This is a genomic window from Pseudomonas sp. QLc11A (assembly GCF_052112305.1).
Taxonomy (GTDB): Bacteria; Pseudomonadota; Gammaproteobacteria; order Pseudomonadales; family Pseudomonadaceae; genus Aquipseudomonas; species Aquipseudomonas laurylsulfatiphila.
In genome coordinates this window covers 128,515-150,704 of the sequence record NZ_JAVAJJ010000004.1, presented here as the reverse complement: position 1 = coordinate 150,704, position 22,190 = coordinate 128,515, and the positions used below count along the sequence as shown (strand labels likewise).

The window sequence follows — 22,190 nt, the reverse complement described above, 5'->3', positions numbered from 1 at the left end:
AGAGCGTTAGCGAAAATGACTGCGTGACATGAAGAATAGTCCGACAAGGTCGGCCTAGCGGGTCTTACCCAGCACGTAGACCCGCATTTGTGCACAACCGGGAAAAAAATCCTGATGGCTGAGCAAACGGAATCCCGCCTGCCTGAACTCGCTTTCGACCCCGGCCTTGCTCGGTAGCGCTCCCTCCACGCTTGAATGCGCGCCCTTGAAACGTCCGTCGAGGCGCACCGCGACAATCACCGTATCGCGACTGACCCGGTAAAACTCGCTCAGCATCGCCAGACGATGCTCCTGGCTGTAAAGGTGCTGAAACAGCTGCATGCAAAAAATGCAGTCGACCGCGTTCTCCGACAAACCAATCGAGAAGGCGGAGCTTTGAAAGGTCTTGAACCGCTTCAACAGGCTTTGCGGGTGATGTGTGCGGGCATGATCGAGGATGTCCTGGGACGGGTCCGTCGCGAGGATCACCCGATTGGCATGTTCGGCCAGCACCGACCAGAAACGCCCCACCCCGCAGGCCACGTCGAGGATCAGCCCCGGTTCGCCGGCGACCTTGAGTGCATTGCGCACCAGACGCGCCTCACGCCAGAACAGCAGACACCCGGTCAGGCCCGGCGCTTGCGGCTGCAGGCAGACGCGTGCGTGTTCCTGGTCGTAGCGCCGGGCAATCTCAAGCTCGATGGCGGATGGGGGCTGAGCGGACATGTGCAATGGCTCTTGATAAACGTTCTACTGGCCGCAGGTCGGCAGCCGCCGCGTGAAACAAAACCGGAGCACTCAATCCTTGGCCAACACACCGTCGGTCACCGGGCCACGACATCCGGCAAACATGTCCAGATCCTGGTTGTAGACCTTGCTGTTGACCTCCAGCAGTCCAAGCATCGAATGGAACAGGTTGTCCTGGCTCAGGGGCTTTTCACGACTCTGTTGCAGGCAGCGGGTATCTACCGCAAACGACTGTTTATAGCTGTCGGAGAACCAGGCAAACATGGCTACATGTTTTTGCTGCTCCGGTGCCAGCATGTAAGGCGTGCCGTGGAGGAACAAGTTGTACTCGCCCAGGGACTCACCGTGGTCCGACAGATACAGCATCGCGGTGTCCACTTTGGACTGGTTGCTGCGCAGCAGATCAATCAAGGTCGACAGCACATGGTCGGTATAGACCAAGGTGTTGTCGTAACCATTGACGATACTTTCGCGACTGCAATTGTTCAGGGCATTACTCTCGCAGACCGGGGTGAAGTGCTCGAACTCTTTCGGATAACGCTTGAAGTACTCCGGACCGTGGCTACCCATCTGGTGCAATACCAGCACGGTGTCCTTGTCCAGGGTATCGATGAAATGTTGAAGTCCCTGCAGCAGGATTTCGTCGCGGCATTCACTGTTGGCGCACAGCACCGGGTCTTTCAGATTGCTGACGTCCTGGAGGGTGACGCGATCGCATGCACCCTTGCAGCCTGACTGGTTGTCACGCCAGATCACGTCGATACCCGCATGCTTGAGCACATCCAGCAGGCCTTCTTCGTTCTTGGCCTTGCTGGCGTTGTAGTCCTTGCGCCCCATGTTGGAGAACATGCAAGGCACCGATACGGCGGTTTCCGTACCGCAGGAGTGCACATCGGTGAAAGCGATCAGGCCATCTTCCTTGCTCAGTTTTGGCGTGGTGTCGCGGCTATAGCCAAGGATACCGAAGTTCTCTGCCCGGGCACTTTCCCCCACGACAAGCACCGTCAGGGATTTGCGCCCGTGAGTTTGCCAGAGCGTATTGCGCCGGGCATCTTCACCAAGTTTCATAAAAGGTTGATGCGCAGACGCAACCTGCTCACGCAAGTAACCGAGCGAGGCACCAATGTAGTTAGTCGGCACCACCATCAGGTGCAACTCATGGTGGTTGCGAAACAGCGACGACAGGCCTTGATAATTGATCAGCGCAATACCACCGATAACCGCCACAGAAGCAAAGATCACCAATACCTTACTTAATAGCTCGCGATGCCAGCGACGATAACCAATCGGGGTTGCCCACAATAACCAGACTGGAAAAACACCGAGCAACAGTAGATAGGCGAACAACTTTATCGACAGCAAGTCACGCACTTCGGTGGCATTGGTTTCAGCGAAGTTACGCAACATGCCGGCGTCGATCAGAACACCATACTGGCTCATGAAATACGCCACGCCCGCGCTGATCATGAACAACAGGGTCAGGGCCGGCTTGAGCACCGGGCGGAAGGCCAGCAGCGTCAGCACGATGTTGAAGGCCGCGAAGATCATCACCCCGAAGGCCACGCGCATAACGATGCCTTTACCATCGGACGTGGTGATTTCGAACAGGTGTTGCCAGAGTACAAAGTTGAAACCAACCAACAAAAACGCACTGGCAATGAGTGTCACCCATTCGGGGCGCACGGCTTTAATCTTAAACATGAGGTTCGGCGAGTCCTGAAAAGAAGTGTCTTCGGTCAATGTGAAAATTTCATTTATCGAGACAGTTCAAATTTTAGGAAGCCAACCATCAATTTTTTGTGAAAAAGAAGCCAACAATTAGTTGGCTTATAACACCTGCCTGAAACTTCAGACTATTTGAGAAGAGTTCAGCTTTGGTTCAGTTTCGGCTCAAGCCTGATGCAGATACCAGCGCCAGTCCTGCTCGCCCACCTCCCCCATGAACTGGCGGTACTCGGCGCGTTTCACCGCCAGGTAGACACCGAGGAATTCACCGCCGAAGGCTTCCCTGGCCCAACTGGAGCCTTCCAGCGAACGCAATGTGGTCAGCCAGTCCGTCGGCAACAGTTTCGCGGCCTGGGCGTAGCCATTGCCCTCTACCGGCGCACCCGGGTCGAGTTGTTCGCGGATACCGCGATGGATACCGGCCAGAATCGCCGCAGCCGCCAGATAGGGGTTGGCATCCGCGCCACAAATTCGATGTTCGATGTGCCGCGAATACGCCGGCCCGCCAGGGACACGCAAACTCACGGTGCGATTGTCCACACCCCAGGTGGCTGCCAGCGGCGCATAGCTGTTGGCCTGGAATCGACGGTAGGAGTTGGCGTTGGGGCAGAACAGCAACAGCGAGTCGAGCAAGGTACTGAGCATGCCGGCAACAGCCTGCTTGAGCAGGGGCGTTCCATCCGGGGCTTCGCTGGCAAAGAGGTTGTTGCCGTCCTTGTCCGCCAGACTCACGTGCATATGCATCCCGGTGCCGGCCAGGTCATCGAATGGCTTGGCCATGAAGCACGCTGTCATGCCGTGCTTGTGCGCCACCCCTTTGACCAGACGCTTGTAACGCACCGCTTCGTCCATGGCCTGCAACGCGTCGGTGCGGTGTTCGAGGGTGATTTCCACTTGCCCCGGCGCGTATTCGGAAATGGCCGTGCGCGCCGGAATCCCCTGGAGCTTGCAGGCGCTGTAGAGATCGGCAAGGAAGGGTTCGATCTGCTCAAGCTCGCGCAATCCATAGACCTGTGTGCCGCGCGGACGCCCGCCATCGACATCCCGTGCCGGTTGCGGCCGGCCATTGCTGTCGCGTTGCTGATCCAGCAGGTAGAACTCCAGTTCCGCCGCCATGACCGGGTAATAGCCGTCAGCCTGCAACCCTTCGATGACTTTCGCCAGTAAGTGACGGGGATCGGCAATTGTAGCGGGCATCCCCTCAGTCGGGTGCATGCTGACCTGCACGGCCGCGGTCGGTATCAGACGCCACGGCATACGCGTGAGGCTGCCGCTGATCGGATAGGCCCGGCAGTCGATATCGCCGACATCCCAGACCAGCCCGGAGTTTTCCACGTCATCGCCGTTGATGGTCAGGCCGAGGATGGTGCTCGGCAATGGCCGTCCGCTTTCATAAACCGCCAGCAACTCGTCACGGTGCAGCAGCTTGCCCCGCGGCACACCGTTGTTGTCGAGGATGAACAGCTCGAACATTTCAATATCCGGGTTCTGTTCCAGAAAGGTCAGGGCTTCAAGCCGGGTGGCAAACGAGGTCGTGGCAGTACTCATGGAAACTCTCTTTTTCCGTGTTTGACGGGTGCGCAAAGGCACCCGCACTTTAATTCCGGTATCTACCGGAATATGTAGGAGCAATCAGCGGAAAAAGCGGGAATCCGGCGGGCGCGCATGGCGGCAATGCCACAGCGCCCAGAAGGCCAGCTCAGAAGGAAGTGCAGAGAGGCTTGGCGCGGTGGCAGGCGTGAATCGACGACCAAGGCTCGACGCACGAGCGCCGATGGTTGCCTTGAAGTGGATTGCGACTGGCCAACCGTCCATAGAGAGAACCGCAGAAAACAGATGACCGGCAGCGTCACACGATGGGTTCGGTCGTTAAATCAGGATTTGAAGAACCTTGGATGTCGTCTGGCTAAACATTCAACGGTGTCCGTATGACCGCACGCCTATTTAATTTCCAAATACATCACCAGACTTTCTGATTTGCGGCCTTGCGGCCTCGCGCGCCTAATCGCACCTCTACCGTTCAAGGTCCGATCATGGAAAACACCCGCGCGACTACCCGCCCTGCCCTCTGGTTGATGTTCAGCATTGTTCTCGTCGCCCAGAACCTGCGTCCCTCCATGGCCGCCGTCGGACCTTTGCTCTCGGCAATTCGCGAGGAGATCCCGCTGAGTTTCAGCCTGGCATCACTGCTGACCCTGCTGCCGGTCATGGCCATGGGACTGGCGATGTTTTTCGGACTGCGTGTCAGCCAGCGTCTCGGTGAACAGCGCACGGTCGTCCTTTCGTTGCTGATCATAGGCATGGCCACGGTGTCGCGCCTGTTTCTCGATTCAGTCGCCGAATTGATCCTCAGCGCCGTACTGGCAGGTATCGGCATCGCCCTGATCCAGGCCCTGATGCCTGCGCTGATCAAATCCCGCTTCAGCGACCACGTTGCCTTGTGCATGGGGCTCTACGTCACGTCGATCATGGGCGGTGCCGCCCTGGGTGCGTCCTTTGCCCCGCTGGTGATGGCGTCTAGCGGCAGCTGGCGTATGGGCCTGGCGATCTGGGCCGTTCTCGCCGTGCTGGCATTGCTCTTCTGGCGCAGCCAAAGCACCGGGATGCCGACACCGAATTCGAGGGCATCCAGCAAAGGATCGTTCTTCGCCAATTCCCGCGCGTGGTTACTCGCGATCTTCTTTGGCCTGGGCACTGCGTCCTACACCTGCGTTCTGGCCTGGCTGGCGCCGTACTACGTGGAAAAGGGCTGGAGCGAGCAGCACGCCGGATTGCTGCTCGGGTTTCTGACCGCAATGGAAGTGCTGTCGGGCCTGCTGACGCCCTTCATCGCCAATCGCAGCCGCGACCGCCGAGTCGTGCTGATGGCCTTGCTGGCACTGATCATCGCCGGTTTCTGCGGACTGATTCTGAGCCCGCGGCACTTGAGCCTGATGTGGCCATGTCTGCTGGGGCTGGGCATTGGCGGGCTGTTTCCGATGAGCCTGATCGTATCGCTGGATCACCTGGACAATCCATTGCGCGCCGGTGGCCTGACCGCATTCGTGCAAGGCATCGGCTACCTGATCGCCAGCCTGTCGCCTTTGCTGGCGGGGATCATCCGCGACCGGCTCGGCAGCTTTGAATGGGCCTGGTGGTCACTGACGGCGGTCATGGCGCTGATGATGTTGATGGTTTTGCGCTTCAACCCAAGGCACTACAGCCGCCACATCCACTGACCCGGAGCCTGCCATGAAAACCACCGGTTTCGCCGCCGCTCACGTCAGCATGCTGCTTTGGGCCTTGCTGATCGCCGCCTCGTTTTCCGCGGCGGCGCAAGTCAGCCAGGCCATCGACCCGATCCTGCTGACCGGTTTGCGCCTGTTGTTCTGCGCGGTGGTGTTTCTGCCGCTGTTGCTGCGTGAAGGCAACGCCGCCATGACCGCCCGCGGGCTGCTCGGTCATGCGGTGCTCGGCCTGCTGTTGGCGTTGTACTTCGGCTCACTGTTCGAAGCATTGCGCTACACCTCGGCCGTCAATACCGGGACGATGTTTACGCTGGTGCCGCTGATGACCCTGGCTTTCGAGGCCGTACTCATACCTGACAGCCGCCTGAAACAACGGATTGTGCCGATGCTGCTCGCCGCTGCCGGGGCGGTGTTACTGATCATGAAAGGCACCGGCCCCGGCGAGTTGCCATCGCCGTATGCACTGACCGTGTACGGCATCGGTTGCCTGGCGATGGCACTCTACGCCCCGCTCAGCCAACGCCTGAAAGCCAATAGCCTCAAGGGACGCGGGCCGGTGCCCATGACGTTCTGGAACATGCTGTTCGGCGCGCTGTTCCTGCTGGTGTTCTGCGGATTCAGTGGTGGTTGGCGCTCGGCATCATTTCTGACGCTCAAGGATTTCTATTGGCTGATGTACCTGGCAGTGTTCGCCACCCTGGCGACGTTCTGGTTGCTGCATCGGGCCATCGGCGTGATCGCGCCATCCTCGGTGATTTCCTACATCTACCTGAGCACGCTGTTCATCACCTTGTTTCACTGGTTTTGGGGACGCCAGATGCCGCTGCCGCTGGAGTTGGCCGGCGCACTGCTGGTGAGCATCGGCATGTTCGCGCTGTTGATCTCCAGCCGCCGCGCCGTGTCGGCGATGGTCCAGAGTTGAAGGGCTCCAGGGGGAAACTTCCTGCAAGGCATTTTCCCTGTTCGCTCATTCCGTTAGGATAATTCACCCACCCTGCACAGGGTCAGCGCAAGGGATGCAGCGAGACGCAATGGATGCTCAACAGTAATTCGCTCAGAAAACTCGACATGCAGGACCTCCTGGTGTTCGTCGCCGTGTACGAGCAGAACAGCGTCACCGGCGTATCCGAGATGCTTAGCGTCAGCCAGTCCACAGTGAGTTACTGCCTGAAAAAACTGCGCAACAGCTTCGAGGACGAACTGTTCATCAATACCCGTACCGGCGGCATGCAACCCACCGGCAAAGCCAGCGCGATGTACCCTCACGCGCTGAAAATCCTGGAAAGCATCAACTTGTGTCACGCCGGCTCACCCGCGTTCGACCCAGGCCTGCAAGCCGTGACTTTCAACCTCTGCGCACCGGAGTATTTCGAGCAGTTGATCCTGCCGCGCCTGTTGAAAACCTTCGCCCTCGCCGATCTTCCGGTGACGGTCAATGTGCTCAAACTCGAAGCCGATATCCCTGCCGAAGCGTTGCGCGAAGGCAGCCTCGACCTGGTGATGTGTTTCGGCCCGAACTTTCATCGCAGCCACGTCGATTTCAAATCCCGGACGCTGCTCGAAGATGATCTGGTCTGTGTGTTCGACAAACGCGCCACCCCGGCGGAACTGCGTTTGAGTCTGCAAACCTATGTCGAACGTCGACACGTGTTCCCGACACCCTGGACGTCCGCCACCAACATGGTCGACGGCTGGCTCGCGCATCAGGCCAAACAGCGCCAGATCGTCGCGCGCGCCAACAGTTACAGTGCGGCGCTGAAGCTGATTACCGGCACCGACTATGCCCTGACCCTGCCCCGGCGCATCCAGCGGCTGCTGGCCAGTACCGACACCTTCAATCACTGTGAAGCGCCCGAGGGTTTACCGGGTTTCACCCTCGACATGCAGTGGAGCCAGCGTGTCGATCAGGACAGCGCCAATACCTGGCTGCGAGCGCAAGTGATCCAGGCCTGCGCCGTGCAGGAAACGGCCTGATACTCAGTGGCTGATGGCGGTCTTGCTGTAGGAATCGCGATCGATGTCGAGAATTTCCACGCACAACTGGACTTCAACGCCGCTCGGCCACTCACACAGGTCCTGAACCACCGCCAGCAGGCTTTCGGAAAGTTGTTTCTTGATCTGTGCGGAACGACCACTCAACAGTGCCAGTTTCACATGCACGAACGCCCGCTCAGACAAAGCAGTACCGACCTTGAACGTCTCGACCCTGACCGCGCGGCTCTTGATGTCGAATTCGGCAGCAAACTGACCGGAACCCACCAGCGTATTGTTCAACCGCATCAACGCCACATCGGCATTCAGGTCGGACAGGTTGGCGGTGTATTCCATGTGCAGGTGAGGCATGAGTTGGCTCCTGGAAGGGGGATGGAAAGGTCGTACGTATAACACGCCCTGTTCATTCGGGCAGCGGCAAAACGGCACGCTCACTCATGAACGCCTCCAGGCGCGAACGCAACCAGCGCTCGGCAGGGTCGGTATCGACATGACTGAGCCAGACCATGGACAAATCCAGGGTCGGTGTCTTGAATGGAAAGGGCTCCTTGAACAGCATTCCGGAAGCCGCCATCGCCTCGGCGGTGTAGTCCGGCAGGCTGGCGATCAGGTCCGTCCCGGCGAGCAGTGCCGGCAACGAACTGTATTGCGGCACAGAGAGCACCACCTGGCGCGTGCGGCCGATTTCCGCCAGCCACTCGTCGGCGTAGCCACTGACGTTGGCGGTATGGGACACCAGCACGTGCGGTCGCGCGCAATATTCGTCGAGCGTCAGCGGAGTGTCGCAAGCATCGGCGCGCAAAATGCTGGGCTGGATATGCCGCAGCAACTTGCGCTTGGCATTGGCCGGCAAGCCACGGGTCTGGCTGATACCCACCGTGATATCGCCGGACGCCAGCAAGTCGGGAATCCGCCAGTAATCGACATGCTGCACCACAAACACCACCTTTGGCGCTTCCTGGCGCAGCGTTCGCAGCAACGGCGGCAACAGGCCGAACTCGACATCGTCGGACAACCCGATGCGGAACGTCATCGTGCTGCTGGCCGGGTCAAAATCATGGGTCAGGCTCAAGGCCACGGACAAGGAATCCAGCGCCGGCGACAGGTGCCTGATGATCTCCTCTGCCCGTGCCGTCGGCTCCATGCGATGGCCAACACGGATGAACAGCGGATCATTGAACATCGCACGCAAGCGGTTGAGTGCAGAACTGATGGTCGGCTGACCGAGAAACAGTTTCTCCGCCACCCGAGTGACATTGCGCTCCAGCATCAGCGTTTCGAATACCACCATCAGGTTGATATCCGCCTTGCGAAGTTCGTTGCGATTCATCCAGTGTCCCCGTTCCCCAAATCTGCTGACAGTTTAGGTAGCCGGGGCAACTGCCGTCCATTCAACTCAAGTTCAACAGCCTGATGCGGTTCACGTCTAATGGATTGAGCAGGAATGCAGACCGTTTCCAGCTCGAAAGAAAGCGGCCTCGAACGAGCAGCTTCACCGCTGCAAACCAGATTTCCTTGATCGGGGCCTGATCGTCGGGGCTCCACTGAATCAGCTACGCCGCCGTCATATGCACTCACATTGTAGGGTTCGCGCCACCCAAGTCCGCCCGTTACTCTTTGCTGCTCACTGTTCAAAACCCGAGCCGAAAAACATGAACGTCTTTACCCTTCGCGCGTTAAGCCTGATGTTGATCAGCATGCCCGTCATTGCGCACGCCCATGAACCAGAGACACTCACCCTGATCACCTATGCCGACGGCACCCGCGGCATCAAGACCCCGATTGACATTGGTCCGCCCGGCCCATCGCAAGGTGACTTGTTTGTCTTCGACCAGCCGCTGATGAACGAGCAACGACAAGATATCGGCAGCAATAGCGGTTACTGCGTCAATACCCTCCCCGAAAAACACAGCCAGTGCCAATGGACCCTGCTATTCAGCGACGCAACTGGCAAAACCGCCGACAGTATCGTCGTGGCCGGACAGGAGCATGAATCAGGTCAGTCGATTGTCGCGGTGATTGGCACCACGGGGAAATACGCCGGGTTCAGCGGTGAAATGAGCACGGAGCCCAATGCCGATGGCACCTTCACCCAAATCCTGCACCTCTCGCGCAGCGCCAGATAAGTGGCTATGCATGCCTCCAGATCGCTGAACAACCAAACCAGTTTTTTGCGCTCCGGCGACTTCATATGGCCAGGTTTGATGCCCTGACCGACATGTCGGAAACGAAAAAGCCCCTGTAATCAACGATTACAGGGGCTTAGTCTTATTCAATAATGGCGGAGAGATAGGGATTCGAACCCTAGGTACCGGTGAAGGTACAACGGATTTCGAATCCGTCCCATTCGGCCACTCTGGCATCTCTCCAACGGCGCGCATCATAACAACACTTTCGCCGGAAGCGAACCCCCTGAGCGAAATATTTCTGTGCTTTCAGATGCTTGCGTCGGTTAAAGCGGTACGCCCAGACGGTTGGCGACTTCTTCGTAGGCTTCGATGACGTCACCGAGGCCCTGACGGAAGCGGTCCTTGTCCATTTTCTTGCCGGTGGCCTTGTCCCACAGACGGCAGCCGTCCGGGCTGAACTCGTCGCCCAGCACGATGGAACCATCGTGGAACACGCCGAATTCCAGCTTGAAGTCGACCAGCAGCAGGCCGGCGTCGTCGAACAGCTTGCTCAGGACTTCGTTGACCTTGAGCGACAGCTCTTTCATGCGAACCAGTTGCTCGGCGGTGCCCCAACCGAAAGCCACGACGTGGGATTCGTTGATGAACGGGTCGCCCTTGGCGTCGTCCTTCAGGAACAATTCGAAGGTGTAAGGATTGAGCTTCATGCCCTCTTCGACACCCAGGCGCTTGACCAGGCTGCCCGCGGCGTAGTTACGCACGACGCACTCGACCGGGATCATGTCCAGCTTCTTCACCAGGCATTCGTTGTCGCCCAGCAGTTTGTCGAACTGGGTCGGCACGCCGGCCGCCTCGAGCTTCTGCATGATGAAGGCGTTGAACTTGTTGTTCACCATGCCCTTGCGGTCGAGCTGTTCGATACGCTTGCCGTCGAACGCCGAAGTGTCGTTGCGAAACAGCAGGATCAAACGGTTAGCGTCGTCGGTCTTGTAAACCGACTTGGCTTTGCCGCGGTAGAGTTCTTCACGTTTTTCCATGATGGGCTCCGCTTGCTAAGTAGATGGGCTAGGCGATGTGTCGCCAGTCGAGCCCTGAATCTTGATCGGCCAGTTGCAGCCAGTCCGGGTCGCACCCAAGAGTGTCGACAAAACATTGCCGGGCCAGCTGCGGCAGGTTGTTCTTGCTGCTCAGATGGGCCAGGACCAGGTGTTGCAGGTCCTTCCAGCCCAGCTCGGCCACCAGGAATGCCGCCTGATGGTTGTTCAAATGTCCCAGTTCACCGCCCACCCGCTGCTTGAGAAAGTACGGGTAATGACCGCGAGCCAGCATGTCCCTGCAATGGTTGGACTCGATCATCAATGCATCGAGGTCCCGGTAACCGTCCAGCACCTTGTCGCAATAGGAGCCCAGGTGGGTCAACAGGCCAAAACGCCGTGAACCGTCACTGAAGACATACTGCGTCGGTTCCTGTGCATCGTGGGCCACGGCAATGACACCGATGCTCAAGTCGCCGATTTGCAACTGCTCGCCGCCGGCCAGAAAGCCTGCGGGTTCAATCGGTTTGCGCATCCCGCGCAAGGTCCCGCGACTGAGGTAGACAGGCAGATTGTAGCGCCGAGACAGCAAACCCACGCCATGCACGTGGTCGGCATGTTCGTGGGTCACAAGTATCGCGCTCAGCTGCGTTGGGTTCACACCCAGTCGCAGCAGGCGTTTTTCGGTTTCCCGCAGGGAAAAACCACAATCGACCAGCACGTACGTATCAGCGCTGGCTATCAGCGTGCCGTTCCCTTGACTGCCGCTGCCGAGAACGGCAAAACGCATAGGATCAGCCCAGGTTGTCTTGAATCATGCTCAACACTTTACGCGCCACATCTGCTGGCGCCACGGTGTTGATGTTCTTCTCGACGGTGACCTGGACGTTCTCGCCAACCTTGCTCAGGCGAACCTGATAACGCTCGGCACGGGCTTCAAGCTCTTCCTTGCTCGGCGCACTGCCGAACAGGCTGCTGAGGAAGCCTGGCTTGTCGTCCTTGCTCTCGGCTTTTTCGGCCAGGTTGATGTAGTACAGACCCAGGCTGCGGTTGATGTCTTCAACGCGCCATTCGCCTTGCTCCAGCGCACGACCTACGCTCGACCAGGCACGGTCAAGGTCGGTACCGACGTTCAGCACAGGGTTGCCACTGCCGTCTTCACTCAGGCTGACACGGCTGGGCGCGTCGAAATCACGCGAAGCCAGCATGGAGACAGAACCGCCCTTCTCCGAGATACGGCTCATGCTCGCGAGCATGTCGTCGACCAGTGCCGCGTCCAGGCCAGTGTTGACCGAACGGTTGGTGAACTCGACGTCGGCGGTGCTGCCGGCAGGACGCTCGGCGCTGACCACGTAGACTTCACTGGTGTTGCGCTGCACGCCCGGCTCGATGCGCACCCGCACGCGGGTTTCGCTGTCGGTGCTGACGCCGGCCGCGCTCAGGCGCTTGGCCATGGCCGCAGACAGCTCATCGGAATGCTGCCAGGTCGTGGTGAATTCGCCGGTTTGCGGGCGCTGTTCATCCAGACGGAAACCGTTGTCCTGGAAGAACTGAACGGCCACAGGCCAGATTTCGGCCGGCGGGTTCTGCGCCAGGATGGAGCTGGTGCCGCCGCTCTTCTGCAGCGAATAGGGACTGGCGTCGGCAGCCGCGGTCAGCGGCTGGGGACGTGGAACGATGTATTCGCCCGTGGCCGTGTCATCGGCCACGTTGCGCGGGATCGGCAACAGCGGATCCAGACGCTTGGCGGTATGGATATCCGGCGGAATTTGCATCGGTGCAGTCTGTTGCGCTTCCAGGTAATCGCTACCACGGTCACGGAAATAACCTTCCGGGCCCCAGATCCATCCGCAGCCACTGGTGCTGGAGATAATCAAGGCAAGTGCGGAAAGTCCGGCCATTCGCTTCATGCGTTGTACTTCCTCAATTAAACCAGGACGCTGCACTGGCGCAGGGCCGTGCGGAGCGTTTCGTGACAAGGTGCGCTCAGCCAGGTCAGCGGCAGGCGAATGCCTTCGTGCATCAGGCCCATTTCGACCAAAGCCCACTTCACCGGAATCGGGTTGGCTTCGATGAACAGGTCCTTGTGCAGCGGCATCAGTTTTTCGTTGATTGCCCGTGCAGTCTCGGCATCACCCTTGAGGGCGGCCTCGCACAGATCGGCCATTTCACGCGGCGCGACGTTGGCGGTGACGGAGATGTTGCCCTTGCCACCCATCAGGATCAGCTCGACCGCGGTCGGATCATCGCCGGACAGCACGATGAAGTCCTTGCTGACGCCATCGAGGATGGCCTTGGCGCGCTTGAGGTCGCCGGTCGCTTCCTTGATACCGATGATGTTCGGCACGGTGGACAGCCGGATCACGGTCTCGGCCTGCATGTCGCAGGAGGTGCGGCCGGGCACGTTATAGAGAATCTGCGGGATGTCGACCGCTTCGGCGATGTGCTTGAAGTGCAGATACAGGCCTTCCTGGGTCGGCTTGTTGTAGTACGGCACGACCAGCAGGCAGGCATCGGCGCCGGCTTCCTTGGCATTGCGGGTCAATTCGACGGCTTCGCGGGTCGAATTGGCGCCGGTACCGGCAATCACCGGAATGCGGCCATTGACCTGCTTGACTACCGCCTTGATGACGGCGATGTGTTCATCGACATCAAGGGTGGCCGATTCGCCGGTGGTACCGACGGCGACAATGGCATGGGTGCCGTTTTCAAGGTGGAAGTCCACGAGTTTGCTGAGGCTGTCCCAGTCAAGACGCCCCTGTGCATCCATGGGAGTGACCAGTGCCACCATACTGCCCGCAATCATGAAACCGCTCCTGCCGGAAAAAGAGAGCCGTAATGGTACTGGCGCCAAGTTGCTTGCACAAGCGAAGTACTGTGCTGCCGCCATTCCCCTTGGCGCCGGTTTTCGCTACCCTTCAGACTTTGATCGTTACAGACAAGCTCGTCCGTCGGGTTTCAGCCTCCATTTTCGGCATCACAAGTCCTGATCCAGCGTTGCCACGTCTCGCTCCCGCCCCGGCGGAGCCTGTTCGCAACCTGTCACTCAGGACTTTCTGAGTTCGCATCCGCAGGCTCGCTCCCGGCCAATCAGCCCTTAGATGTACCGACCGCTCATCGCTTTAGGAATGCTGCATGTCCACCCCCACAGTTCGCGAACAATTCCTTGTTATCAGTGCCCTCGGCGCCAACCCCATGGAGCTGACCAACGTCCTGTGCCGCGCCAGCCATGAAAACCGCTGCGCCGTTGTCACCTCTCGCCTGACCCGCCATGGCGAATGCAGTGCCCTGGTGCTGGAAATCTCCGGTAGCTGGGATGCCCTGGCGCGTCTGGAAGGCAGCCTGCCAGTGCTGGCCAAGCGGCATGCGTTCACGGTCAACGTGGTGCGCAGCGCCGCCCTGGAAAACCGCCCCCAGGCCCTGCCGTACGTCGCTTATGTCAGCTCGGCCTACCGCTCGGACATCATCAACGAGTTGTGCCAGTTCTTCATGGACCACAATGTCGAGTTGGAGAACCTGACCTGCGACACCTATCAGGCTCCGCAGACCGGCGGCACCATGCTCAATGCCACGTTCACCGTGACCTTGCCGGCCGGCGTGCAGATCAGCTGGCTGCGCGATCAGTTCCTGGATTTCGCCGACGCGCTGAACCTGGACGCCCTGATCGAACCCTGGCGCCCACAGAACCCAATGTAAGGAAGCTTTCCATGGCCGTTGCCATCGACCAACCGGTTGCCGATTTCGAAGCCCCCGCCACCAGCGGGCAGACCGTCAGCCTCGCAGGCCTGAAGGGCAAGCAGGTGGTGATCTACTTCTATCCGAAGGACAGCACGCCGGGCTGCACCACCGAGGGCCAGGGCTTTCGTGATCAGCATGCCGCGTTCAAGGCCGCCAACACCGAAGTGTTCGGCGTGTCTCGCGACAGCCTGAAATCCCACGAGAACTTCAAGTGCAAACAGGAATTCCCCTTTGAGCTGATCAGCGACAAGGACGAAGCCATCTGCCAGCTGTTCGACGTGATCAAGCTGAAAAAGCTCTACGGCAAGGAATACATGGGCGTGGATCGCAGCACCTTCCTGATCGACAAGAATGGCGTGCTGCGCCAGGAATGGCGTGGTGTGAAGGTGCCGGGGCATGTGGATGCTGTTTTGGCTGCGGCTCAGGCCCTCGACAAAGCCTGATTCATATAGCGCCTATCCGGACGCTTACGCGGGCAAGCCCGCTCCCACATTGGATCTTGTTCGCCTGAACAACTCGGTCAACTGTGGGAGCGGGCTTGGTCCGGGCGGCGTTCCGACGAAGAGGCCATCAGCCTCACTGAAAAATCAAGGCTGGCCGCTAAAGCAACGGCGCGACTTCCGGCTCCTTGCGCGGCCAGGCATCCAGCACAGCCTTGAACAGCGTCGCCAGGGGAATCGCAAAGAACACCCCCCAAAAGCCCCACAACCCGCCAAACAGCAGCACCGCGCAGATGATCGCCACCGGGTGCAGGTTGACCGCCTCCGAGAACAGCAAGGGCACCAGCACGTTGCCATCGAGCGTCTGGATGATTCCGTAGACCGCCATCAGGTAGATGAACTGATCGCTCCAGCCCCACTGGAACAGCGCAATCAGAAACACGGGCACAGTCACCACCACGGCGCCGACATAAGGCACCACCACCGAAATCCCCACCAGCAGTGCCAGCAACGCCGCGTAGTTGAGTTCAAGCACGACAAAGGCGATGTAGGTCACACCACCGCAGATGAAAATTTCGATGACCTTGCCGCGAATGTAGTTGGCGATCTGCCGGTTCATCTCATGGGCGACCCGGGTGATCAACGCCCGCTCACGGGGCAGGTAACCGCGCACCCACTGGCCGATCATGGCCCGGTCCTTGAGGAAGAAAAACACCAGGATCGGTACCAGCACCAGGTAGATCATGATGTTCACCAGCAATGGCAGGCTCGACAGCGAGAACGTCAGTGCCCACTGACCAAACTTGCCGATTTCGCCGCGCGCCACTTCGATCGCCTGCAGCACTTGCTCATCGGACACCAGATGCGGATAGCGCTCGGGCAGCAGCAGCAACAGTGACTGCCACTTGGCGAGCATGCCGGGCAACTCGTTGAACAAGGTGATAAGTTGATGCCACAGCAGCGGCACGACCACCACGATAAACACCAGCAACAGCCCCATGAACAACGCAAAGACCAACCCCACCGCGACCCCGCCCGGCACACGCAGGCGTTCAAGCGTCACCACCAGCCCCTGCATCAGGTACGCCAGCACCATCCCGGCGAGCACCGGCGCCAGCATGCCGCCCAAGGTCAATACGGCGGTGAACGCCAGAAACAGCAGGACAGCCAGCACCACCGCTTCTTCATCGGAAAAATAGCGCTGAATCCAGTCGCGTAACACTTTGAACATCAATAATCCTTAGGAGCAAACGCTGCAGACTTCAGGCTTTTTTCAACCAGTAACGGTAAACACCCGCCTCATCTTCTTCACGAAGCAGGGTATGACCGGCCAATCGGGCAAAGGTGCGAAAGTCGCGCTGCGAACCTGCATCGGTGGCGATGACCTTGAGTACCGCGCCACTGGCCAGCCGATTGAGCTCCATCTTGGCCTTGAGCAGCGGCAACGGGCAATTCAGGCCGCTGGCGTCCAGTTCAACGTCATGCTCTACAGCATCGGTCATTGCATCACTCCGGATCAGGTGGTTGAGCTGCCTAGAATATCTGGTCGCAACGCCGGTGTCCGGCTACAGTAAGGTCTTTGTCGACTAAGGCTTTGTGCATGACATTTTTGCGCCCTACCCTGCTGACGCTCGCTTGCCTGCTCGCCTCACCGGGCTTCGCCGACGACCTGCCGTCACTCGGCGACGCCAGTTCTGCCATTGTCTCGCCACAACAGGAATACCAACTCGGCCGCGCATGGCTGGCCATGTTGCGCAGCCAGGTTTCGCAACTCAACGACCCGCAACTCAAGAATTACGTGGAATCCAGCGTTTACCGCCTGCTGGAGACCAGCCAGGTCACTGACCGGCGCCTGGAATTCATCCTGATCAACAGCCCGCAGCTCAACGCCTTTGCGGCGCCGGGCGGGATCGTCGGGGTCAACGGTGGCTTGTTCCTCAACGCCCAGACCGAAGGCGAATACGCCTCGGTACTGGCGCACGAACTGGCTCACTTGTCGCAGCGCCACTTTGCCCGGGGTATCGAAGCACAAAAACGCATGCAAGTTCCCATGATGGCTGCATTGCTGGCGGGTATCGTGGTAGCGGCCGCAGGTGGCGGTGACGCCGGGATCGCAGCCATTGCCGGCACACAGGCAGCAGCCATTCAGGAACAGCGGCGATTCTCCCGCCAGAACGAACAGGAAGCCGACCGTATCGGCCTCCTCAATCTGGAAAAGGCCGGTTACGATCCCCGCTCGATGCCAACCATGTTCGAGCGCCTGGGGCGTCAGTACCGCTACGATGCCAAGCCACCCGAGTTCCTGCTGACTCACCCGGTCACCGAATCGCGTATCGCCGACACCCGCAACCGCGCCGAACAGTTTCCAACGGGCGGCATTGAAGACAGCATGCGCTACCAGCTGATCCGCGCACGCGTACAGCTGATCTATGAAGAAACCCCGGGGCTCGGCGCCAAGCGCTTCCGCGCCCAACTCGACGAGAACCCGAAAAACGACGTGGCACGCTACGGCCTGGCGATCGCCCAGATCAAGGGCGGCCAACTGAACGAAGCACGGGAAAACCTCAAGCAGTTGCTGGCCAAGTCACCTAACGAAATCATCTACAACCTCGCTCAGGTCGATCTGGACATCACCAACAATCGCCTGGCGGATGCCCAGTCCCGGGTTGACCGCTTGATGACCCAGTACCCTGGCAACTACCCGCTTAACCAGGTGCGCGTCGACCTGCTGCTCAAGCAAAACCGCACCGCAGATGCGGAGAAAGCCCTCGAAAGCCTGCTCAAGTCACGGCCGGATGACCCGGACGTGTGGTATCAGGTTGCCGAGACGCGCGGACTGTCGGGCAATATCATCGGCCTGCATCAGGCGCGCGCCGAATATTTTGCCCTGGTCGGGGACTACAAACAGGCCATTCAGCAACTGGACTTCGCCAAACGCAAGGCCGGCAGCAACTTCCCGCTGTCTTCGCGGATCGACGCACGGCAACGCGAGCTGATGGAACAGGAGCGCTTGATCAAGGACATGATGGGCTGACGCCCCTGCAGACAAAAAGTCCGGACATAAAAAAACCGCCTCTTTCAAGGCGGTTTTTTATTCAGCCATCAACCGGGTTATTCAGCCAGTTTGAAGGTGATGAAGCTCGCACGACCTTGACGCAGTACCCGCATCGACACCGAACGGTTCTTTGGCAGCGCCTTGGCGATGTCCGCGAACTCCTTGGCGGAACCGATGGCCTGGTTGTTCAGGTGGGTGATCACATCACCCGGCTGCAGGCCGATCATGGCGGCAGGACCGTCCTGCACTTCCTTGATCACCACACCACCTTTGAGGTCGTAGGTTTTCTTCTGGTCGTCAGTCAGTTCGACCACGGAAACACCCAGGCGATTGCTGCTGCGCTCGATGCTGGATTTCGGCTCGGCGCCCATTTCCTTGTCTTCATCCGGTATGGCACCGACGGTCAGCTCGACATTTTTGCGCTTGCCGTCACGAATCACTTCCAGATCAGCCTTGGCGCCAGCCTTCAATGCGCCAACAAGGTGTGGCAGATCGGCCGACATGACGATTGGCTGACCGTTCATGCTCAGGATCACGTCGCCCACTTGCAGGCCACCCTTGGCAGCCGGGCCATCATCCTGGATCTGAGCCACCAGCGCACCCGCCGGTTTCTCCAGGCCAAACGACTCGGCGAGATCCTTGCTCACTTCCTGAATCACCACGCCCAGCCAGCCACGGCTGACCTTGCCACCGGATTTCAGCTGATTGGAAACATCCATGGCCACATCGATCGGGATTGCAAACGACACGCCCATGAAGCCACCGGAGCGGGTATAGATCTGCGAGTTGATCCCGACCACTTCACCGTTGAGGTTGAACAGCGGGCCGCCCGAGTTACCCGGGTTGATCGGCACGTCGGTCTGAATGAACGGCACATAGTTTTCATTCGGCAGGCTGCGACCGACGGCGCTGACGATGCCTTGGGTCACCGTGTGGTCGAAGCCGAACGGCGAACCGATAGCAACCACCCACTGGCCTGCCTTCAGGTCCTGGGATTTACCGAGTTTGAGCACCGGCAGATCCTTGCCTTCGATTTTCAGCAGCGCCACGTCGGAACGTGGATCGGTACCGACCAGCTTGGCCTTCATTTCGCTGCGATCGGCCAGACGGACGAGGATTTCGTCTGCGTCGGCGATCACGTGGTTATTGGTCAGGATGTAGCCATCAGACGAGATGATAAAACCCGAGCCCAGGGAAGTTGCCTCGCGCTGACGGTCACGAGGAGAACGCGATTGCGGCGGCATGCCCCGCTCGAAGAATTCGCGCAGCATTGGCGGCAGGCCTTCGAGGTCGGGCATTTGCTGGCTGACTTTGCGATCCGGCAGCTTTTGCGTGGTACTGATGTTCACGACCGCGGGCGAGGCCTGTTCGACCAGTTGCGTAAAGTCAGGCAATTCGACCGCTTGGGCGGTGACCGCCTGACCGAGCACCAGCACGGTGGCAATAATGGAAAGGTAGGACTTCAAGCGTGGTATCGACATACGGCTCCCGTTACGACGAGCAGGGTTAAGCGATATGGAGCAAGGAACACCGGGAACAATACGCCGGTATTTTTGTTCCGGGAACAACAAACAAGGCCAGAGCCGAGGGGCTCTGACCTATAAGAAATTTAAGGTTTTTTTGCAAATTGAAATGCTCACGAAACATTTCGAATTTAGCTCACTGCTTGGTTGCAGTAGCGTCGGTGCGCATTGAAAGCGCTATCCGTTCAGCAGTACCTACCGGTATCTCGCCGACGACGGTCACCATCATGTCGCCCTGCGCCGTGGTCAAGCGCCGGGAAACCGCAACGGTCGGCCCCAACTGAGTACGGGTATCGGTGACGGTTGCGCCATTCAACGGCTCGAGGAATACCGAAAAACGCGCCAGACCATCGTCGTACATCAGGCTATTGACCAGGGTCTTGGTCTGCGGATCCTTGCGAGCGGTACTGCTGGTCAGCTCGAAGCCGGGAGGCAACCAGTCGGAATGCCAGACCTGGGCAGTCTTGACGGCAGAAGCCTTGTCACTGTCGAGGTTGACTGGCTTGCAATCATTGCTGGCCTGCAGATCCTTTTCGGAAGGAACGTCGGCCGTATCCAGTTGCGTGAACTGGAAGCGCTCCAGCAACCGTCCCTTGTCGTCCAATAACAAAGACTTCAGAGGCAGGCCGGTTTCTTTGTCCAGATGCAGTTCAAAACCGTAGCGGTGTTGATCGCGGGGTTTCAGCGATACGATCACCGCCGAACGCCCGGCAACACGCGACTTGCCGATGACGGCGAGGTCATACCAATTCTTGAGCTTTTGAGGATCGAGTGCACGGGCAGCGGAGTTGGGGGAGTCCCCCAGCCCTGCTATCAGTGTGCCGCTGACGCATTGAGTATGCCCATCAATGCGAACGACTTCCTGAGCGGAGCCGTCGAGCTGGATCAATCGCTCGCGGACCTTTCCATCCTGGACGAGGTGCCAGATGTTATGGGTAGAAAAACTACCGTTACGCTCGTAGACGAAAGTACCCTGAAAGCTTTGCTGCTGCTCTGCCTGGCCCAGGCGGGTCAACCAGTCCTGGGCATCATCAGCTTGGGCTGGAACGATGAACCAGCCGCTGAGCAGAAGCGAAAGTAGAGGTATGGCGCGCATGATCCTCCTTAACGGTTTTCCAGACTTGCCGCACGAGCGTAAGGCAGAGCGCTCTCAGTACCTTTCAGTGCAGCCTGCTGTGCATGTTGGCGCAAGTAGCCTGGCAGACGCTGATCGTGCCAGCCTGGCTGACCTTGCAAAACGCCATTGGCCATTGGGCCTGTAGCTTCCGAACTCTCATTGTAGCCTGCCAGAACAGCAGGGCCTTTTACTTGAGGAGCGGCCAGTGCGGGTTGACTGGATTGCTGGGCCAGTTCGGTACCGGCGATCTCATCCTGGTTGTACAGACGCACACCGGCCAGTACCGCCAGGGTCACAGAAGCTGCGACCGCCAGACGACCCAGGCTGCGCCATGGACCGCGGGAAGCTTTTGCCGGAGAGGCTTCGTCAGCCAGGGCAGCAGAAACAGCCGCAGCGATGTCCAGGCGTGGAAGCAGCAGATCCTTGTGCATCACTGCCCGAGCGATCTGATAACGAGCCCAGGTTTCACGGGTTTCAACATCGTCGCAGGCATTCAATACCCGACGCAATTCCAATTCGTCCGCTTCGTTATCCATCACTGCGGACAGCGATTCCTGCAGGGCTTCACGACTCATGGCGTTCCTCTCTTGGCTGTCGCCGCTGTCTTTAGTTTTCCTGCAACAACGGCTGCAGGGCTTTGTCGATGGCCTCCCGGGCGCGGAAAATCCGGGAGCGCACGGTGCCTACCGGACATTGCATGACGCTCGCAATGTCCTCGTAACTCAGACCATCAAACTCACGTAAAGTTAAAGCCGTACGCAAATCTTCCGGCAGTTGCTGAATGGTTCGATGGACAGTGCCTTCGATCTCATCCCGCAGCAAAGCCCGTTCTGGCGACTCGAGATCCTTGAGGCCATGATCGCCATCGTAGAACTCTGCATCTTCGGAACTGACATCGCTATCCGGCGGCCGACGGCCGCGTGAAACCAGATAGTTTTTCGCCGTGTTGATGGCGATGCGGTAAAGCCACGTATAAAACGCGCTGTCTCCGCGAAAATTTCCAAGTGCACGGTACGCCTTGATAAAGGCTTCTTGTGCCACATCCTGGGCTTCATGGGTGTCGTGCACAAAACGCACGATCAACCCGAGAATTTTGTGCTGGTATTTCAGCACTAGCAGATCGAAAGCACGCTTGTCGCCGCGCTGAACGCGTTCGACCAGTTGCTGATCCTCTTCCTGGGTTAGCATGAACACTCCTCGATGAGCTCGGAGGAGGCTTGCAGAAGTAAACCACCAGACTTGCAAACATAGACTCGGGCTTTTCGCAAAAGTTCTCCCCCTCCAGGCAAGTTTCCTGCGGGCTCTGATTTGGCACGCACGAAAAGCGCAGCGCGAGTGGGCCCGGCTGCGCGAATAATCTTGTCATCGGATTCTTCGCCAGGGATCGAACTGCAATCCTGTACTGAATCCGACGCTGTCCCTTGTTTCAGGCAACGGTCTATTGATCTTGGCACTTTGGCAAAAGTTCCAAATATTTATAGCTG

The 22,190-nt window shown here is 58.9% G+C and carries 22 protein-coding genes and 1 tRNA gene; 7 read left to right on the top strand and 16 right to left on the bottom strand.

Translation table 11 applies throughout. The features are described from left to right. Positions 1 to 54: 54 nt before the first annotated feature. From Q8X48_RS08255 to Q8X48_RS08245, 3 genes are all read right to left on the bottom strand, one after another. On the bottom strand, positions 55 to 705 hold the full coding sequence (locus tag Q8X48_RS08255; protein ID WP_407800540.1) for a class I SAM-dependent methyltransferase: 651 nt from the start codon (positions 703 to 705) through the stop codon (positions 55 to 57). A 72-nt stretch (positions 706 to 777) separates the two neighbouring features. Beyond that, on the bottom strand, positions 778 to 2,427 hold the full coding sequence (locus Q8X48_RS08250) for a phosphoethanolamine transferase (RefSeq protein ID WP_407800541.1): 1,650 nt from the start codon (positions 2,425 to 2,427) through the stop codon (positions 778 to 780). A 189-nt stretch (positions 2,428 to 2,616) separates the two neighbouring features. Continuing rightward, a complete protein-coding gene (locus Q8X48_RS08245; protein ID WP_407800542.1) occupies positions 2,617 to 3,999 on the bottom strand; it encodes a glutamine synthetase family protein in 1,383 nt (460 codons plus the stop codon). 485 nt (positions 4,000 to 4,484) lie between these two features. On the opposite strand from Q8X48_RS08245, the gene Q8X48_RS08240 reads away from it, so the two are divergent. The 3 genes from Q8X48_RS08240 (at position 4,485) to Q8X48_RS08230 (ending at position 7,652) form a co-directional block, all read left to right on the top strand. After that, positions 4,485 to 5,669 carry a cyanate transporter gene (locus tag Q8X48_RS08240; RefSeq protein ID WP_407800543.1) on the top strand — a complete coding sequence of 395 codons (1,185 nt, stop codon included), beginning with the start codon at positions 4,485 to 4,487 and terminating at the stop codon, positions 5,667 to 5,669. A gap of 13 nt (positions 5,670 to 5,682) precedes the next feature. Next, complete coding sequence (locus Q8X48_RS08235; RefSeq protein ID WP_407800544.1) at positions 5,683 to 6,600, top strand: DMT family transporter; 918 nt, start codon at positions 5,683 to 5,685, stop codon at positions 6,598 to 6,600. 113 nt (positions 6,601 to 6,713) lie between these two features. Then, positions 6,714 to 7,652, top strand: a complete 939-nt coding sequence (locus Q8X48_RS08230) for a LysR substrate-binding domain-containing protein (RefSeq protein ID WP_407800545.1) — start codon at positions 6,714 to 6,716, stop codon at positions 7,650 to 7,652. A 3-nt stretch (positions 7,653 to 7,655) separates the two neighbouring features. Here the strand turns inward: Q8X48_RS08230 and Q8X48_RS08225 are convergent, their stop codons facing one another. Then, positions 7,656 to 8,021 (bottom strand): 5-carboxymethyl-2-hydroxymuconate Delta-isomerase, encoded by a 366-nt coding sequence (locus Q8X48_RS08225; RefSeq protein WP_015093921.1) that lies wholly within the window; start codon positions 8,019 to 8,021, stop codon positions 7,656 to 7,658. A 52-nt stretch (positions 8,022 to 8,073) separates the two neighbouring features. Beyond that, positions 8,074 to 9,000, bottom strand: a complete 927-nt coding sequence (locus tag Q8X48_RS08220; RefSeq protein WP_033048393.1) for a LysR substrate-binding domain-containing protein — start codon at positions 8,998 to 9,000, stop codon at positions 8,074 to 8,076. A gap of 322 nt (positions 9,001 to 9,322) precedes the next feature. On the opposite strand from Q8X48_RS08220, the gene Q8X48_RS08215 reads away from it, so the two are divergent. Continuing rightward, positions 9,323 to 9,796, top strand: a complete 474-nt coding sequence (locus tag Q8X48_RS08215; protein ID WP_407800546.1) for a hypothetical protein — start codon at positions 9,323 to 9,325, stop codon at positions 9,794 to 9,796. A gap of 153 nt (positions 9,797 to 9,949) precedes the next feature. Here the strand turns inward: Q8X48_RS08215 and Q8X48_RS08210 are convergent. From Q8X48_RS08210 to dapA, 5 genes are all read right to left on the bottom strand, one after another. Continuing rightward, positions 9,950 to 10,039: transfer RNA gene (locus Q8X48_RS08210), tRNA-Ser, on the bottom strand. Positions 10,040 to 10,122: 83 nt separating this feature from the next. Further along, complete coding sequence (purC, locus tag Q8X48_RS08205; protein WP_007944067.1) at positions 10,123 to 10,836, bottom strand: phosphoribosylaminoimidazolesuccinocarboxamide synthase; 714 nt, start codon at positions 10,834 to 10,836, stop codon at positions 10,123 to 10,125. A gap of 28 nt (positions 10,837 to 10,864) precedes the next feature. After that, a complete protein-coding gene (locus Q8X48_RS08200; RefSeq protein WP_407800547.1) occupies positions 10,865 to 11,623 on the bottom strand; it encodes an MBL fold metallo-hydrolase in 759 nt (252 codons plus the stop codon). Positions 11,624 to 11,627: 4 nt separating this feature from the next. Beyond that, positions 11,628 to 12,743, bottom strand: a complete 1,116-nt coding sequence (gene bamC / locus Q8X48_RS08195) for an outer membrane protein assembly factor BamC (protein WP_407800548.1) — start codon at positions 12,741 to 12,743, stop codon at positions 11,628 to 11,630. 17 nt (positions 12,744 to 12,760) lie between these two features. After that, complete coding sequence (gene dapA / locus Q8X48_RS08190) at positions 12,761 to 13,639, bottom strand: 4-hydroxy-tetrahydrodipicolinate synthase (RefSeq protein ID WP_007979774.1); 879 nt, start codon at positions 13,637 to 13,639, stop codon at positions 12,761 to 12,763. Positions 13,640 to 13,968: 329 nt separating this feature from the next. On the opposite strand from dapA, the gene Q8X48_RS08185 reads away from it, so the two are divergent. Together Q8X48_RS08185 and Q8X48_RS08180 are read left to right on the top strand one after the other, a co-directional pair. Further along, positions 13,969 to 14,529, top strand: coding sequence for a glycine cleavage system protein R (locus Q8X48_RS08185; RefSeq protein ID WP_007979776.1), 561 nt, complete (start codon positions 13,969 to 13,971; stop codon positions 14,527 to 14,529). A gap of 11 nt (positions 14,530 to 14,540) precedes the next feature. Next, complete coding sequence (locus Q8X48_RS08180; RefSeq protein ID WP_126049850.1) at positions 14,541 to 15,014, top strand: peroxiredoxin; 474 nt, start codon at positions 14,541 to 14,543, stop codon at positions 15,012 to 15,014. A 157-nt stretch (positions 15,015 to 15,171) separates the two neighbouring features. Here Q8X48_RS08180 and Q8X48_RS08175 read toward each other — a convergent pair whose 3' ends face one another. Both Q8X48_RS08175 and Q8X48_RS08170 read right to left on the bottom strand, forming a co-directional pair. Further along, positions 15,172 to 16,242, bottom strand: coding sequence for an AI-2E family transporter (locus Q8X48_RS08175; RefSeq protein WP_007979780.1), 1,071 nt, complete (start codon positions 16,240 to 16,242; stop codon positions 15,172 to 15,174). Between the two features lie 31 nt (positions 16,243 to 16,273). Continuing rightward, positions 16,274 to 16,513, bottom strand: a complete 240-nt coding sequence (locus Q8X48_RS08170; protein ID WP_007979782.1) for a sulfurtransferase TusA family protein — start codon at positions 16,511 to 16,513, stop codon at positions 16,274 to 16,276. 98 nt (positions 16,514 to 16,611) lie between these two features. Here Q8X48_RS08170 and Q8X48_RS08165 point away from each other — a divergent pair, with 98 nt between their 5' ends. Continuing rightward, the gene (locus Q8X48_RS08165) at positions 16,612 to 18,045 is read left to right on the top strand and encodes a M48 family metalloprotease (protein ID WP_095966284.1); all 1,434 of its coding nucleotides are present in this window, start codon (positions 16,612 to 16,614) and stop codon (positions 18,043 to 18,045) included. Positions 18,046 to 18,122: 77 nt separating this feature from the next. On the opposite strand, the gene Q8X48_RS08160 is transcribed toward Q8X48_RS08165, so the two are convergent. From Q8X48_RS08160 to rpoE, 4 genes are all read right to left on the bottom strand, one after another. Further along, positions 18,123 to 19,547, bottom strand: a complete 1,425-nt coding sequence (locus Q8X48_RS08160; RefSeq protein ID WP_095966283.1) for a DegQ family serine endoprotease — start codon at positions 19,545 to 19,547, stop codon at positions 18,123 to 18,125. 178 nt (positions 19,548 to 19,725) lie between these two features. Beyond that, positions 19,726 to 20,685 (bottom strand): MucB/RseB C-terminal domain-containing protein, encoded by a 960-nt coding sequence (locus Q8X48_RS08155; protein ID WP_407800549.1) that lies wholly within the window; start codon positions 20,683 to 20,685, stop codon positions 19,726 to 19,728. A gap of 8 nt (positions 20,686 to 20,693) precedes the next feature. After that, positions 20,694 to 21,281 carry a sigma-E factor negative regulatory protein gene (locus Q8X48_RS08150; RefSeq protein WP_015093912.1) on the bottom strand — a complete coding sequence of 196 codons (588 nt, stop codon included), beginning with the start codon at positions 21,279 to 21,281 and terminating at the stop codon, positions 20,694 to 20,696. A gap of 31 nt (positions 21,282 to 21,312) precedes the next feature. Then, positions 21,313 to 21,894, bottom strand: coding sequence for an RNA polymerase sigma factor RpoE (gene rpoE / locus Q8X48_RS08145; RefSeq protein ID WP_003172477.1), 582 nt, complete (start codon positions 21,892 to 21,894; stop codon positions 21,313 to 21,315). Between the last annotated feature and the right edge of the window lie 296 nt (positions 21,895 to 22,190).

What these genes read in the sequence shown, in the direction of transcription:
- Q8X48_RS08215 (WP_407800546.1), top strand. Translation starts at nt 9,323, where the DNA reads ATGAACGTCTTTACCCTTCGCGCGTTAAGCCTGATGTTGATCAGCATG.
- Q8X48_RS08200 (WP_407800547.1), bottom strand. Translation starts at nt 11,623, where the DNA reads ATGCGTTTTGCCGTTCTCGGCAGCGGCAGTCAAGGGAACGGCACGCTG.
- Q8X48_RS08245 (WP_407800542.1), bottom strand. Translation starts at nt 3,999, where the DNA reads ATGAGTACTGCCACGACCTCGTTTGCCACCCGGCTTGAAGCCCTGACC.
- Q8X48_RS08180 (WP_126049850.1), top strand. Translation starts at nt 14,541, where the DNA reads ATGGCCGTTGCCATCGACCAACCGGTTGCCGATTTCGAAGCCCCCGCC.
- Q8X48_RS08155 (WP_407800549.1), bottom strand. Translation starts at nt 20,685, where the DNA reads ATGCGCGCCATACCTCTACTTTCGCTTCTGCTCAGCGGCTGGTTCATC.
- rpoE (WP_003172477.1), bottom strand. Translation starts at nt 21,894, where the DNA reads ATGCTAACCCAGGAAGAGGATCAGCAACTGGTCGAACGCGTTCAGCGC.
- Q8X48_RS08220 (WP_033048393.1), bottom strand. Translation starts at nt 9,000, where the DNA reads ATGAATCGCAACGAACTTCGCAAGGCGGATATCAACCTGATGGTGGTA.
- dapA (WP_007979774.1), bottom strand. Translation starts at nt 13,639, where the DNA reads ATGATTGCGGGCAGTATGGTGGCACTGGTCACTCCCATGGATGCACAG.
- Q8X48_RS08255 (WP_407800540.1), bottom strand. Translation starts at nt 705, where the DNA reads ATGTCCGCTCAGCCCCCATCCGCCATCGAGCTTGAGATTGCCCGGCGC.
- Q8X48_RS08175 (WP_007979780.1), bottom strand. Translation starts at nt 16,242, where the DNA reads ATGTTCAAAGTGTTACGCGACTGGATTCAGCGCTATTTTTCCGATGAA.
- Q8X48_RS08170 (WP_007979782.1), bottom strand. Translation starts at nt 16,513, where the DNA reads ATGACCGATGCTGTAGAGCATGACGTTGAACTGGACGCCAGCGGCCTG.
- Q8X48_RS08165 (WP_095966284.1), top strand. Translation starts at nt 16,612, where the DNA reads ATGACATTTTTGCGCCCTACCCTGCTGACGCTCGCTTGCCTGCTCGCC.
- Q8X48_RS08225 (WP_015093921.1), bottom strand. Translation starts at nt 8,021, where the DNA reads ATGCCTCACCTGCACATGGAATACACCGCCAACCTGTCCGACCTGAAT.
- Q8X48_RS08250 (WP_407800541.1), bottom strand. Translation starts at nt 2,427, where the DNA reads ATGTTTAAGATTAAAGCCGTGCGCCCCGAATGGGTGACACTCATTGCC.
- bamC (WP_407800548.1), bottom strand. Translation starts at nt 12,743, where the DNA reads ATGAAGCGAATGGCCGGACTTTCCGCACTTGCCTTGATTATCTCCAGC.
- purC (WP_007944067.1), bottom strand. Translation starts at nt 10,836, where the DNA reads ATGGAAAAACGTGAAGAACTCTACCGCGGCAAAGCCAAGTCGGTTTAC.
- Q8X48_RS08230 (WP_407800545.1), top strand. Translation starts at nt 6,714, where the DNA reads ATGCTCAACAGTAATTCGCTCAGAAAACTCGACATGCAGGACCTCCTG.
- Q8X48_RS08160 (WP_095966283.1), bottom strand. Translation starts at nt 19,547, where the DNA reads ATGTCGATACCACGCTTGAAGTCCTACCTTTCCATTATTGCCACCGTG.
- Q8X48_RS08185 (WP_007979776.1), top strand. Translation starts at nt 13,969, where the DNA reads ATGTCCACCCCCACAGTTCGCGAACAATTCCTTGTTATCAGTGCCCTC.
- Q8X48_RS08235 (WP_407800544.1), top strand. Translation starts at nt 5,683, where the DNA reads ATGAAAACCACCGGTTTCGCCGCCGCTCACGTCAGCATGCTGCTTTGG.
- Q8X48_RS08240 (WP_407800543.1), top strand. Translation starts at nt 4,485, where the DNA reads ATGGAAAACACCCGCGCGACTACCCGCCCTGCCCTCTGGTTGATGTTC.
- Q8X48_RS08150 (WP_015093912.1), bottom strand. Translation starts at nt 21,281, where the DNA reads ATGAGTCGTGAAGCCCTGCAGGAATCGCTGTCCGCAGTGATGGATAAC.